A 12,246-nucleotide genomic window follows, 5' to 3' on the forward strand; every position below is an offset into this window, starting at 1 on the left:
TGATTAGTGTTCCTCTTCGATCTTCTCGACGAAGTACGAAGGACGTTTGCCGTCTGCGGTCCGCTTCATGCGGATGCTCGACGCCTTGATAGTGCCGTCGATCCCATTGCCGGGCTTGGCGATGCCACGATTCCAGCGTGAAGCGATCTTGCGCCAGGTGATCGGCGACACGTCGGTTGCAACGAGTTGTTCGTTGTCCCAGCCGGTGCCGTCAGCATAGAAGTCCTGCATCGCTTCGCGTGCGTACAGGTCGCAGTTGTTGAAGCCATGCAGGCACAGCGGCTTGAACAGATAGTCGTAGCGATACTTGAAGTCCTTGCGCTCCTTGTCGGTCGGGCACACGCGCGCGAGGATTTCCCAGTACTCGTAGGTGTCGTCGGTGATCGGCACATACCACTCGAACTGGACGACATGCTCTTCCGGCCAGTTCTCGACCATCAGCACGCCGGGCAGGAACACGGAGGTGCGGTACGGGCGGGCATTGACGTTCTCGACCTTCAGGTCGACTCTCTCGTTCTCGAGGACAGGGTCCCACTTCTCTGTGAAGAGCCATTGCACGAGGCCCTTCGGACCGTTCTCGTCTTCGACCGGCGCGATACAGTCGTCTGCGGTCGGCACGATGCCAAGCGGCAGCACCCAGTCCTTCGCATGAATGATCGCGTTGTCCTTGTGCACGAGGATGTGTGCGTTATCGAAACCGTTTTCGCAGGCGATGCGCCAGTTCGCGAAACCCGTGCGGTGCATGCCGTATGCGACGACGTCCTTGTCCAGCAGGCTTGGCGCGGACGGCCACAGCGGATGCGGGAAGCGTTCGTCGTTCTCCGGGAAGCGGATGGGCAGGTCGTGCGCAAGCGGCGGCACGTCTTCATCCGGATAGTCGTCTTCGCGCATGAAGACGAAGATCATGCCGGCGATTTCCTCGACCGGATAGGTCGTGATGCCCGTTGTGCCAATCAGCTTGTCGTCCGGATTGCCGGCGATGGTCGCAAGCTTGCCGCTTTCCAGGTCGAACGTGAAGCCGTGGTACCAGCAGCTGATCGTGTCCTTGGTCAGACACATCGGCTTGGCGGAGAGCCGCACGCCGCGGTGAATGCACTGATCCTTCAGCGCGTAGATCTTGCCGTTCACGCGGCGCAACACGATCTGCACTCCGCAGATCTGGATGCCTTCGACGGCATCTTCCGGCAACTCATGGCTGAACAGCGCCGGATACCAGTGGTTGATGAAGCCCCATGCCGCGTCCTTGTACGGCTGGTACTGGCTCTGGACTTTCGCGTCATTGACGCGGGCATCGCTGATCTCGTTGAGTCTCTGACCGGTGCTGCGCCGGCGGACGATGGGCGTGTCGCTCATGGAGTGCTCCTTGATGTGTGGGCTGGGCGCGTCTCGTGACCGCTCACGAGCGCTGATTTCTGTACAGCTTGTCGAGGTTCGATGCGCCTCGCCGTGCGCCTCTCGACCGATGCTGTGAGTGAAGACTACGAAATCATAAATTGACAGTCAATTTATTTTCAATCAATCTTCCGTCGTACATTGATTGTAAATCGATCGAACGTGATGCGATAAAAATCGGTGAACGCCCATGGGAAGGCGCTTAGCGGGCGATTTGCGGATTTGCAGCGGGTGCCGCAGCGGGCAATCTCACCAGGGTTGTCCCTGGCGATGCAGGCGGCAAAAACGAGACCGGGACGAACACCTGTCGCCGTTAAGAGCGTCACGCAGGCAAAAAAAGCGGCCCGAAAAGCGGCCGCCTGACAACTCGCCGGTCGGCAGGCGCAGCAAAGGCTATTGACGAAAGGAAGAGGAGAACGCGGTGAAACTGAAGCAGTCCGTACTACTAATCGGCTTGGCGTTGGCCGCCAATGCCCATGCGCAAAGCAGCGTCGAAGTCTACGGGATCATCGACACGGGCGTGATGTACGTGTCGAACGTGGGCGGCCACAGCAACTGGCTGGCTGATCCCGACACGATAGCGCCGAACCTGTTCGGCTTTCGCGGAACCGAAGATCTCGGCAATGGCCGGAAGGCGATCTTCAAGCTCGAAGGCATGTTCAGCGTGAACAACGGGGAATCCAGCAACGGGCTTTTCGGGCATGAAACCTATGTGGGATTGCGTGACGAGCGATGGGGCACGCTGACCGCCGGCAACCAGATCGACTTCATGTTCTATTCGCTCGTGGTCGACCACTGGGGTCCGGCTTTCCCGTTCGTCAATTCACTGGGTCTGCGGCAAGGCTCGTTCTCAGGGCTGAACATTCCGGGGCCGCCGGGTAATAACTCGTTCGACTTCGATCGCACACTCGGCGCTCCGATCGCGAACTCGGTCAAGTACATGAGCCCGACAATCGGTGGCCTCTCGATGGGCGCGCAGTACAGCTTCGGCGGACAGGCTGGTTCGTTCGGTCAGGATAGCGGGCAGAGCTTCGGCCTGAACTATCACATCGGCACCGTCGCGCTGAATGGCGCGTACACGTACGTCAAGTATCCCGAGTTGAACAACGGCAACGACGGTATCCGTAACATAGGTCTCGCCGCTTCGTGGGTCGTGGGGCCGACAGTGCTGGCCGCGATGTACACGAGCACGCAGAACACGCAGAACGGCGCCCGTGTCGGCGTCTACGAGGCCGACGTGACGTGGACGGCCTCCCCGTTCCTGCATGCGAATCTCGCCTACCAGTACATGAAAGGCAACGACGTCTTGAAAGACCAGAAGGCCAGTCAGGAGACGTTGTCGCTCATGTATTCGCTCTCCAAACGCACGAGCATTTACTCAGCGCTGGCGCTACAGCAGGCCTCGGGCGGTCCCGCCTGGATTTCACTGGTGCCAGGACCCGCCTCGGGCGGCCGGCAGACGGCAGTCGACATCGGTTTGCTGCACGTGTTCTGACGATATGACCTCAGCGCGGACGCTCGCTCAGCAGACTGTGGCGGCAGCACCGCGCTTCTCGACTGGCGCCGGCCAGTCATGCCCCACTGAACCCAAACTGGAGACACCATTTTGAACACCCGCTCAACCATGCGCGCAATGCGCGTTCACGAACCCGGTGGCCGCTTCGTGCTCGACACGGTTCCGCGCCCCGAGCTGCTGCGTCCGACCGACGTCCTCGTCGACGTGAAGGCGTCCGGCGTCGTCCCGAATCTGCGCAACGTAATGAGCAATTACGGCGAGCGTGCTTACCTCACCGTGCCGGATCTGCCCGCTATCTACGGGCTGGACGCGGCCGGCGTGGTTGCCGAGGTGGGCAGCGCCGTAACCGGCCTCGTGCCGGGCGATCGTGTCTATATCAATCCGGGCCGCTCGTGCGGATCGTGCGACGCGTGCCGGACAGGTCAGTCGATCAACTGCGTGGCCTTCACGTTTCAGGGCTACTTCGGCTTTGGCCCGCAATCGAAGACGATGTACCGGCAATACCCATACGGCGGCTTCAGCGAGTTCGCAACGGCGCCCGCCGACGGCCTCGTCAAGCTGCCTGAGGCAGTGAGCTTCGAGCAGGCGGCGCGTTTCGGCTACCTCGGCACCGCGTATTCGGGCCTACGCAAGGCAGGCGTCGGTGCGGGCCGGACCGTGCTGATCGTGGGCGCAAGTGGCACGCTGGGTCTGGGGGCCGTGCAGATCGCACGCGCGATGGGCGCGACTCGTATCCTGTGCGTCGCGCGCAACGAGGCGCTTCTCGCCCGAGTGCATGCGCTCGATCCGCAGCGCATCCGCACGTTTTCGTACGGCACCGGCTCGCTGGCCGACTGGGCCCGTGAACAGACGGACGGAGTGGGCGTCGACGCGGTCATCGACGCGATCGCGCCAGGCGCCTCGCATCAGGTCACGCTCGACAGCATGGAGGCACTCAGGCGCGGTGGCCGGCTCGTCGAAATCGGCGCGATGACCGACCCGCTGCCGCTGAACCTGCACGAGATGATGTGCGCGCAGGTCAGCGTGATCGGCTCACTCTGGTTCTCGGTTGCCGAAGGCCAGGACCTGGCTGCAATGGCCGCGGCCGGCACGCTCGATCTCGGCGTGTTCGAACACCACCGCTACACGCTCGACCAGGCCAACGAAGCACTCTCGGAAGCGGAAAAACGCGCTGGTGGCTTCGTCAACGTTGTCATCGTTCAATGAAACAACCCGAATCGAACAGGAGAACATCATGGTAAGACGCGTCGTGACAGGCGAGAAAGACGGCAAGTCAGTCATCGTCTCCGATGGCCCCGTCGCCAATACGCACGACTACGCAGCCGTGCCCGGCTTCCAGACTACGCTGGCATGGGCGACGCTGCAGGGCGTGGCGCCCCTGCCGCACGACGGCAAGGACCCGGTGGTCGGCATTCAGTCGGTCGTGCCCGATCCGCATGGCACGCGCCTGCTCGTCGTGCAGTTCCCGCCCGAGAGCTCGCTCGATTCCGGCGACTTCGACCCGGTTGCGGCTGGCGCGGAATACGAAGCCCATCTGCCAGGCCTCGCCCAGGCGTTCGAACCCGATGGCTCAGGCATGCACCGCACCACGTCGGTCGACTACGACATCATCGTTTCCGGCGAACTGTGGCTCGAACTCGATGACGGCGAGATTCGTCATTTGCGGGCGGGCGACATCGTGATCCAGAACGGCACGCGCCACGCGTGGCGTAATCGCGGCACGGTGCCGGCGGTGATGGTGGCGGTCTTGATCGGCGCCGAGACGCAGGCAGCGCGGTAACGGCAAACGAAGTGAGAGAGCAAACAATGAGTCAGCAAGCAGAACATCCCCACGACGGGCCGCCCAGGGCACCACGCGCCGAAACGCTGGAATGGAGCGACGCGATGTTGCTCGGTCACGCGCCGATCGACGCCGCGCACGAAGAGTTTGTCGAAGTGGTGACGGCGCTCGCCGGTTGTACGCAGCATACGGCGCTGGCCTGCTTGCAGGCGGTGGAGGCGCATCTGCTGTCCCACTTCGCAGTCGAGCAGGAATGGATGGAAAAGACCGATTTTCCCGCCGCCGAATGCCATCTCGACGAGCACCAACGGGTGATGGAGGCCGTGCAAAAGGTGAACGCACTCGCAGCCATTGGCCAGGTCGGCCTGCAGGACGTCAAGCGTCTCGCACAGGCATTGGCCGACTGGTTTCCAGGCCACGCCGACTATATGGATTCGGCGTTGTCGGCGTGGATCAACAAGAAGATGCATGGCGGCGCACCCGTCGTGTTGCGACGCGATCTGCAGGTGGCCGAAGTGGCCTGAACGAAGTAACGGAGCTAAACATGATCATGAAGGACAAGGTGGGACTCGTAACGGGCGGCGGCTCGGGCATGGGGCGCGCGGCGGCGCTGGCGCTGGCGTGCGAGGGCGCGATCGTCGTGCTCGCTGGGCGTGGTGAAGAAAAGCTTGCGGCAGTGCGCGACGAAATCCAGCGAGCCGGAGGGCGCGCGGAAATCCGCTCGGCCGACGTTTCGCGTCGCGAGGACAACGAGGCGCTCGTCGCATTCGTCGAGTCGCGCTTCGGCAGGCTCGACTTCGCATTCAACAACGCGGGCGGCCACGCAGACTTCAAGCCCATCGACCAGACTCCAGTCGAAGAGTCGGAATGGGTGATCGATCTGAACTTCAAGGGCGTCTATTACGGCGTCAAGTATCAGGTTGAAGCGATGCTGCGCGCGGGCGGCGGGGCGATCGTCAACAACGCGTCCATCTTCGGCTTGCGAGGCATGAATGGCATCGCTCACTACGTTGCAAGCAAGCACGCAGTAGTCGGCCTCACGCGCGCAGTCGCGAAGGAATATGCCGGTAGCGGTATCCGCATTAACGCCGTGTGTCCGGGCGCAACCGAGACGCCGAACTACATGCGCTCGACCAACGGCGATGTGCACCTGCTCGACGACATGATTCCGATGCGCCGCATCGGCCAGCCTCATGAAATCGCCGACGCGGTGCTCTGGCTGCTCTCCGAGAAGGCGGCCTACGTGACGGGCACCACCCTGTCCGTCGACGGCGGCATGACAACCTGAACGACAGTTTCAGGCTCACGGGACACAAGGAGAAAGAACGATGAAATCGAATCGTGCAGCACGGTATATCGGCGGCGCGCTCCTCGCGCTGGTTGTCTTCGGTGCGAATGCTCAGGGAGCAAGTGCAACGGCTTCGACGCCGGCTGCAAGCGCGGCTTCGGGCGAGAGCAAAAGCACGGCGCGCGCAGCGAACCGGGAACTGCAGAAGAAAGTGCGCCGCGCGCTGGCTCACACCAAGGGCCTCAACGCGTCGGGCATTGCAGTACGCGCGCACGACGGCACGCTCACTTTGCAGGGGTGGGTGCCGGAGCAGTCCCAAATCCGGCTTGCATTGCGCACGGCGCAAGGTGTGCCCGGTGTCGTGTCGGTGAACAACCAGTTGACCATACGGCCAGTGGGACAGTGAGACATCGTCCCGGCGCGGGCGTTCAGGCGTTGAACGGTCACGCCCGGGACGACGAATCAATGTGGAATCAGGCAAAAGAAATCGAACAAGATCGCCGGCGGCAATCTCGAGTTGTCGGCGCGCACGGAGTCGCAGGCGGCGTCGCTAGAAGAGACCGCTTCATCGATGGAGCAACTGAGTTGGACGGTCAAGCTCTGAACGCCGAAAACGCCCGCGAGGCAGACCCGCCGGCCCGTTCGGCCCCCGAAGTGGCCGCTCGCGGCGGCGCTGCGGTCGGGCGCGTGGTCGAGACAATGGCGTGGATCGACGAGTCGTCGAGGCGGCGCGCGCAGGTGATCAGGGGCGTGGGTTCTCGGTAGTGGCCTCCGAAGTGCGCAGTCTTGCGAAGCGTTCGGCCGAAGCCGCGAAGGAAATCAAGGTTTTGATCGACGACTCCGTGTCGAAGGTCGGTGCGGGCAGCCGGCTCGTCCACGAGGCGGGAGCGACGACGAACGAGGTGGTCGACAGCATCCGTTGCGTCGCCTCCATCGTGGACGAGATCTCGGCGGCGAGCCAGGAGCAGTCGGCGGGCATCGCCCAGATCAATCGCGCGGTAATGCAGATGGATGACGCGGTGCAACCGAGCTCTGCGATGGTGGAAGAAGCCGCGGCCGCCGCAAACGCGCTGCATGACGAGGCAGGCCAACTGACCCGTGTCGCGTCGCCGTTCAGCCTGGGGGCGGAGTCAACGGTTTGAGTGAGTGCCGGTCGGCTCCGGAGAAATGCCCCTCGGCCACGAGGGGCGAATGAGTAGTGGAAGCAGTCTCTTGATTTTACGTTGGCATCGCTAATTAAACATTTTGATACGCCGAATGGCGCTACGTTGGAGAGAGTCATGTCTAGCTCGATTGAATTGGCGCAGGAAGACGAAGTCGATGTCTCAACCGTCCGGGTGCCGGACAGCTCGCGCATGCCGAAGTTCGCACTCACGATGGCCTGGTGGGGGTTGTGCAGTGCGATGGTGTATCTGATCATCGGCGCAACGCTGGCGCTTTACTACGGCACGACCAACGCGCTGATCGGAATGCTGATGTCGGTGATCGTCTATTCCGCCGTGAACTATGTACTGACGAACCATGCAATCCGCACGGGCCTTTCCGTGTCGCTTTTCTCCCGTGTGCTGTTCGGCAGCGCAGGCGCTGCGCTGGCCACGCTGATATTCGCGGCAACCGTCATCTACTACGCCGTCTTTGAGAGCTCGGTCATCGCGGTGGCCTTGAACAGTCTCTTTCCGTCTGTTTCCTATCCATTGGCGTGCCTGATCGTGGTCGCCTATAGCGTGCCTCTGGTCTTCGGCAGCGTGCAGAACTGGCTCGACAAGCTCAACGGTGTGCTTCTGCCCTTTTACGCGGCCGGTCTGATCGCAGCAGTGGTCGTAGCGACGACAACGCGTGGCTATAGCCCGGCGTGGATGCATTTCGGCGAGTCGTCGAAAGGACCAGCTGTGTCGAACGGCTGGTGGGACTGCTTCGTCTATTACATGGGCGTCTGGCTCTTCATGCTCGCCGCATTCGACTTCGCCCGCTTCGGCAAAAAACAGCATGCCCGCTACCACAGCCTGATCAACTTCGGCATGCCGTTCTGGATTGTCACATTCATGGTGAACGGCATCGTCGGGATTTATCTCGTCAGTACGATCTCCGGGCAAGGTGCACTTTCCGAGGTGTCGGTCGTGCTCGCGCTGCTCAAGCTGATGGGGCTCTGGGGACTCGCGTTTCTCGTTGTCACGCAGACGCGCATCAACACCGCAAACTACTATCTCGCGACGATCAACACGCAGGCGCTGTTCGAAGCGGGGCTCGGCCTGAAGCTGCCGAAATTCGTCTGGACGATCGCCGTCGGCGCGATCGTGTACGCGCTGATGCTGTCCGGCATCTTCTCGAAGCTGCTGCTCGCGCTCGCGTATCAAGGGGTGTTCGTCGTCGCGTGGGTGGCGGTGGCGCTTGCTCATATCCTCTCGCACAAGTCGGAGCGGACTTCCGACGACACAGTTGAAGCGTCCCTGCGCGACGTGCCGACCTTCAACGCGGGCGGACTGATCGCGTGGTTTGTTGGGGTCGCGGCTGGCATTGGCGTGATGAGCGGACCGGAATCGATCCACTCCTTTTCCGCGCCGGCGACGTTTGTGATTTCGGTCGCGGCGTACCTGATGGTGTCGACCTATACGAAGCGCTCCGTACCGATCGCGACGTAGTCACGCATTTGGCTTCAATAAGGGCCTGGAGTTCGCGCCCGGTTCATCCTGACCTGTCTGACCAACGGGGCTGCGCTCACAACAAGTCTGCGGCCCCCTATTTCATCAAGGAGCAAAGTAATGTCAGATCCGACGATCATCCGCCGCCGCACGGTGAGCGGCGGCAATGGTGGTACATCGAGTCAGTATCAGCCCTATAGGGACGCTGCATGGGGCTTCGTCAATCATTGGTATCCGGCGCTTTTCAGCCGCGAACTGGTGGAGGACCAGGTGGAAGGCGTGCAGATATGCGGGATTCCAATCGTATTGCGGCGCGCGAACGGCAAGGTTCATGCGCTCAAGGATCAATGTCTGCACCGTGGCGTTCGCCTTTCCGAAAAGCCGATGTGCTTCAACAAGAAGACGATCTCGTGCTGGTATCACGGCTTCACGTTCGACCTTGAAACGGGCAATCTTGCGACCATCATCGCGAACCCGGAAGACAGGCTAATTGGCACGGTCGGCATTACGAGCTATCCGGTGCACGAAGTAGCGGGGATGATCTTCGTGTTCGTGCGTGACGACGATTTTCCGCTCGCGGACGTTCCCCCGCTGGAACAGGACCTGCCGGTGCGCTTTCCGACGCACAGTGACCGCTACCCGCACCCACTGTGGCCGGCCGTGCCCAGTCTGCTCGACGAGAACGCGGTCGCGATGGGCATTCACCGGATCGGCTTTACGAACTGGCGCATTGCGTGCGAGAACGGCATCGACAACGCACATCTACTGCTGCACAAGGACAACAGCATCATTCACGCGATGGAATGGGTCCTGCCGCTTGGCCTGTTGCCGAACGGCGAAGACTGCGTGGAAGTCCTCGAGGACCCGGACGGGCCCAAGGGCATGCTGCAATGGCTCGGTACGGACAAATGGCAACCGGTGCTGGAAAACAAGGAGCTCGGGCTGAAAGTCGCCGGACTCGTAGGCCGGCCCTATCGGACTTCGATTGTGCTGCCGGGACTCGTGGCGGTCGAGAACTGGCCGGGCGAACATATGACCCAATTGGAGTGGTTCGTGCCGATTACCGACGATACACACGAGTACTGGGAGGTGATCGTACGTATTTGCAATACTCCGGAGGAACTGGAAGCGCACAAGTACCGCTATGAGCGTGTCTACGAGCCGCTGGCCCTGCACGGCTTCAACGACTGCGATATCTATGCGCGTGAGTCGATGGAGGACTTTTACGGCGATGGCACAGGCTGGGAGAACGAGAAGATGGTCGCAACGGACATTTCAGCCGTCACCTGGCGCAAGGTGGCGTCGCGATGGAATCGCGGCATCGCGAAACCGGGACGGGGCGTGCCGGGCGCACGAAAGGACAGCAGCCTGCGCTTCAAGCGCGCGGCGGACGGCAAGCGAATGACCTATAAGACGGAGCAGATCGAAGACTGATCTGCGCCTTGTGCCCCCTTCCCCGGACTTTGCACCGGGAAGGGAGGCTTTTCGTCGGGGGTCAGGTCTGTTTCAGGTTTCTTTCCGCCTTATCACGCTCGGCTCCGATCCGGTGGCTGGCGCACTTCTTTCAGTCCGCGGGGTGATGGTGGCGGCGTCGCGAGCTGCCTCATCGTAGATCCCGGTAAGCAGAGACATGAAGCGCCCGTAGCGCTCGAACTTTTCCTCCGGGTCGTTGATTTCCCCAAGGCGCTGGACCAGTATTTCTTTTCGAACCTTGTAATACTCGTCCGTCAATCGAATCCCCAGATCGCTCGCAAAATACGAGTACGTCTTGCTGTTCGTGTCCTGTCGCTTCTCGATCAATCCAGCGGCTTCCAGCTTTCTCAGGCTGTACTGGATATTGGGAATATCGTCGCGATTCATCAATCGTCCGATCATGGCGCTCGTCTTGGGGCGGTCCTGCATACGGATGACGTGAAGGATTACGTGCTCCTGATGTTTGAGATCGACGTTCGCTGTAATCGTAACGACGCCGGTTGCCAGAACGAAGCGGCTGAACGATTCGTAAAACCGAATCAGTGACCACTCGAACTCGGCGATCTTGAACTCGGTGTCCGATTTTGCTAGGTGCCACGACCGGTAGAACCTGGGATCCATTGCTTGACTCGCTCATTAAAAGTTGTCGATGGGGGAATGCGGCCCAATTGGTTGGGCCGCCGACGGATACCGGCATCACCAGAGAGTTCCGCGTGGGTAGCTAGCTACTTGCTGCGATGAGGCACGGACAATGGATTATCAATCGACAAAATATTGAACAACATTGGATGTCCACCAGTACTCGTGGGCGTGTGGAAACGCCATTTTTGCTGCTGAGCGCGAGATTGCCGGTCAGGTCGATCGAGTTTAATACGTCGAGCTTGTCAATCGAACATCGCTAGCACAAGAAAGCCCCTCGGGGCTTCAGGTTCCTGCCATCTTCATGGCCTTCATCGTCCCCGCAACGCCAAGTATGTTCACGACTCGCTTGAGGTTGTAGGCCAATACCTGAAGGCTCATTTCAGTACTCACTCGCTCAAGCGTCCTGGTCAGGAAGTGTGCGGGCCCCAACCAGTGTTTGAGCGTACCGAAGACATGCTCGACAGTACTTCGACGGATGGTCATCGCATCGGGCTTCCGGTCAAGCCGGCGCTGCATGGCTTCAATTTTTTTTCGTGCTCCCATCGTCGGATGCGGCGATAGTCGCTGGGCGAACATCGCTCCTTCAGAGGGCGGCGCGGGCAGGCGCTGGGCCAGTACACCCGCAGAGTCATCTCGTGCTCAACGGTGTTGAATCGATGAATGGCCCGCTCGCCGGCAGGGCATCGATTCACATCGTTGCTTGACTCGAAGATAAAGTCGGCTTTCGTGAAGAGACCTTTCTTCCTTGATGCGGAGGTGAGTGGCTTGGGAACGTACGCACTGATCTTGTTCAGATCGCATGCCCGTATCTCCGGGCCGCTGAAGTAGCCACGGTCAGCAACAACCTTCAGCTTCGGTTTGACCACCGCGTCCTTCGCAGACAGCGCAATTCTGCTGAGTTGTCCGTGATCGTTGCCTACGTTAGTCACCTCGTGCCCAACGATCAGGTGATGTTTCGTGTCCACGGCCGCCTGAACGTTGTCGCCCACTATGCCGGAGCCTCTCCCGCTTGTTGCCATGGATCGTGCGTCGGGATCCGTCATCGACAGCTGTTTGTCCGGTTGCTTCTTCAACTGCTTCTTGATCTGGTTGAGCTCATGCATCTGCTGACGCAAGCGGGCCATCTTCTCGTACAGCCGCACGGTCTTCACATCGAACCCCGTCGGGCTGGTCCGGTCCGCGCTTTCGATCAGATCGAGGTATCGCGTCAAATAGCGTCCACGAGTTTGCCACTCCCAATGAGCGGGCACGATTCGTTTTGCTAAGACCTTGGCATTTCCGGTCTGCGTCTCCACACCAGCGAAGTTGACAATCTCGAACAACCCTTTGGCAATACAGGCGAGAATGACCGCGTAGAACAAGAAAAGCACGCTTGCGGCACCAGGCTGACCGCGATTCAGTAACGTGAATCGCAGCGACACAACGTTATGCAAAGACACTCTTGATCTCCGGCTGGGAGGAAGAACGGTGTAACGCGCCGGGTGACCCTTACACGAAAGGCTGTCAATTGTCCCTC

General features: G+C 60.6%; 10 protein-coding genes and 2 pseudogenes. 9 read left to right on the top strand and 3 right to left on the bottom strand.

All coding sequences use genetic code 11. From position 1 onward, the window contains the following. Positions 1 to 3 precede the first annotated feature (3 nt). Positions 4 to 1,353: an aromatic ring-hydroxylating dioxygenase subunit alpha gene (locus OKW44_RS22815; protein ID WP_018419831.1), complete on the bottom strand. Its 1,350-nt coding sequence runs from the start codon at positions 1,351 to 1,353 to the stop codon at positions 4 to 6. A 460-nt stretch (positions 1,354 to 1,813) separates the two neighbouring features. Between OKW44_RS22815 and OKW44_RS22820 the strand changes: the two genes are divergently transcribed. The 9 genes and pseudogenes from OKW44_RS22820 to OKW44_RS22860 all read left to right on the top strand — a co-directional run bounded on the left by OKW44_RS22820 (position 1,814) and on the right by OKW44_RS22860 (position 10,049). Further along, complete coding sequence (locus OKW44_RS22820; protein WP_018419830.1) at positions 1,814 to 2,887, top strand: porin; 1,074 nt, start codon at positions 1,814 to 1,816, stop codon at positions 2,885 to 2,887. A 129-nt stretch (positions 2,888 to 3,016) separates the two neighbouring features. After that, a complete protein-coding gene (locus tag OKW44_RS22825; RefSeq protein ID WP_018419829.1) occupies positions 3,017 to 4,114 on the top strand; it encodes an alcohol dehydrogenase catalytic domain-containing protein in 1,098 nt (365 codons plus the stop codon). A 28-nt stretch (positions 4,115 to 4,142) separates the two neighbouring features. Continuing rightward, positions 4,143 to 4,688, top strand: a complete 546-nt coding sequence (locus OKW44_RS22830; protein WP_018419828.1) for a cupin domain-containing protein — start codon at positions 4,143 to 4,145, stop codon at positions 4,686 to 4,688. A gap of 26 nt (positions 4,689 to 4,714) precedes the next feature. Continuing rightward, a complete protein-coding gene (locus OKW44_RS22835; RefSeq protein ID WP_113061893.1) occupies positions 4,715 to 5,212 on the top strand; it encodes a bacteriohemerythrin in 498 nt (165 codons plus the stop codon). Positions 5,213 to 5,232: 20 nt separating this feature from the next. Next, a complete protein-coding gene (locus OKW44_RS22840; RefSeq protein WP_018419826.1) occupies positions 5,233 to 5,976 on the top strand; it encodes an SDR family NAD(P)-dependent oxidoreductase in 744 nt (247 codons plus the stop codon). A gap of 40 nt (positions 5,977 to 6,016) precedes the next feature. Continuing rightward, complete coding sequence (locus tag OKW44_RS22845; protein ID WP_018419825.1) at positions 6,017 to 6,382, top strand: BON domain-containing protein; 366 nt, start codon at positions 6,017 to 6,019, stop codon at positions 6,380 to 6,382. Between the two features lie 81 nt (positions 6,383 to 6,463). Continuing rightward, positions 6,464 to 7,118: pseudogene (locus tag OKW44_RS22850) on the top strand (methyl-accepting chemotaxis protein); the annotation flags it as partial. A 138-nt stretch (positions 7,119 to 7,256) separates the two neighbouring features. Further along, positions 7,257 to 8,615 carry a purine-cytosine permease family protein gene (locus tag OKW44_RS22855; RefSeq protein WP_018419823.1) on the top strand — a complete coding sequence of 453 codons (1,359 nt, stop codon included), beginning with the start codon at positions 7,257 to 7,259 and terminating at the stop codon, positions 8,613 to 8,615. Between the two features lie 120 nt (positions 8,616 to 8,735). Beyond that, a complete protein-coding gene (locus OKW44_RS22860; protein ID WP_018419822.1) occupies positions 8,736 to 10,049 on the top strand; it encodes a Rieske 2Fe-2S domain-containing protein in 1,314 nt (437 codons plus the stop codon). Positions 10,050 to 10,121: 72 nt separating this feature from the next. Here OKW44_RS22860 and OKW44_RS22865 read toward each other — a convergent pair whose 3' ends face one another. Beyond that, complete coding sequence (locus tag OKW44_RS22865; protein ID WP_018419821.1) at positions 10,122 to 10,709, bottom strand: winged helix DNA-binding protein; 588 nt, start codon at positions 10,707 to 10,709, stop codon at positions 10,122 to 10,124. A gap of 303 nt (positions 10,710 to 11,012) precedes the next feature. After that, positions 11,013 to 11,941 (bottom strand): annotated as a pseudogene (locus OKW44_RS22870) (transposase); the annotation flags it as partial. Between the last annotated feature and the right edge of the window lie 305 nt (positions 11,942 to 12,246).

The organism is Paraburkholderia lebeckiae (assembly GCF_050436325.1).
Taxonomy (GTDB): Bacteria; Pseudomonadota; Gammaproteobacteria; order Burkholderiales; family Burkholderiaceae; genus Paraburkholderia; species Paraburkholderia tuberum.

What these genes read in the sequence shown, in the direction of transcription:
- OKW44_RS22815 (WP_018419831.1), bottom strand. Translation starts at nt 1,353, where the DNA reads ATGAGCGACACGCCCATCGTCCGCCGGCGCAGCACCGGTCAGAGACTC.
- OKW44_RS22825 (WP_018419829.1), top strand. Translation starts at nt 3,017, where the DNA reads ATGCGCGCAATGCGCGTTCACGAACCCGGTGGCCGCTTCGTGCTCGAC.
- OKW44_RS22830 (WP_018419828.1), top strand. Translation starts at nt 4,143, where the DNA reads ATGGTAAGACGCGTCGTGACAGGCGAGAAAGACGGCAAGTCAGTCATC.
- OKW44_RS22835 (WP_113061893.1), top strand. Translation starts at nt 4,715, where the DNA reads ATGAGTCAGCAAGCAGAACATCCCCACGACGGGCCGCCCAGGGCACCA.
- OKW44_RS22840 (WP_018419826.1), top strand. Translation starts at nt 5,233, where the DNA reads ATGATCATGAAGGACAAGGTGGGACTCGTAACGGGCGGCGGCTCGGGC.
- OKW44_RS22845 (WP_018419825.1), top strand. Translation starts at nt 6,017, where the DNA reads ATGAAATCGAATCGTGCAGCACGGTATATCGGCGGCGCGCTCCTCGCG.
- OKW44_RS22855 (WP_018419823.1), top strand. Translation starts at nt 7,257, where the DNA reads ATGTCTAGCTCGATTGAATTGGCGCAGGAAGACGAAGTCGATGTCTCA.
- OKW44_RS22860 (WP_018419822.1), top strand. Translation starts at nt 8,736, where the DNA reads ATGTCAGATCCGACGATCATCCGCCGCCGCACGGTGAGCGGCGGCAAT.
- OKW44_RS22865 (WP_018419821.1), bottom strand. Translation starts at nt 10,709, where the DNA reads ATGGATCCCAGGTTCTACCGGTCGTGGCACCTAGCAAAATCGGACACC.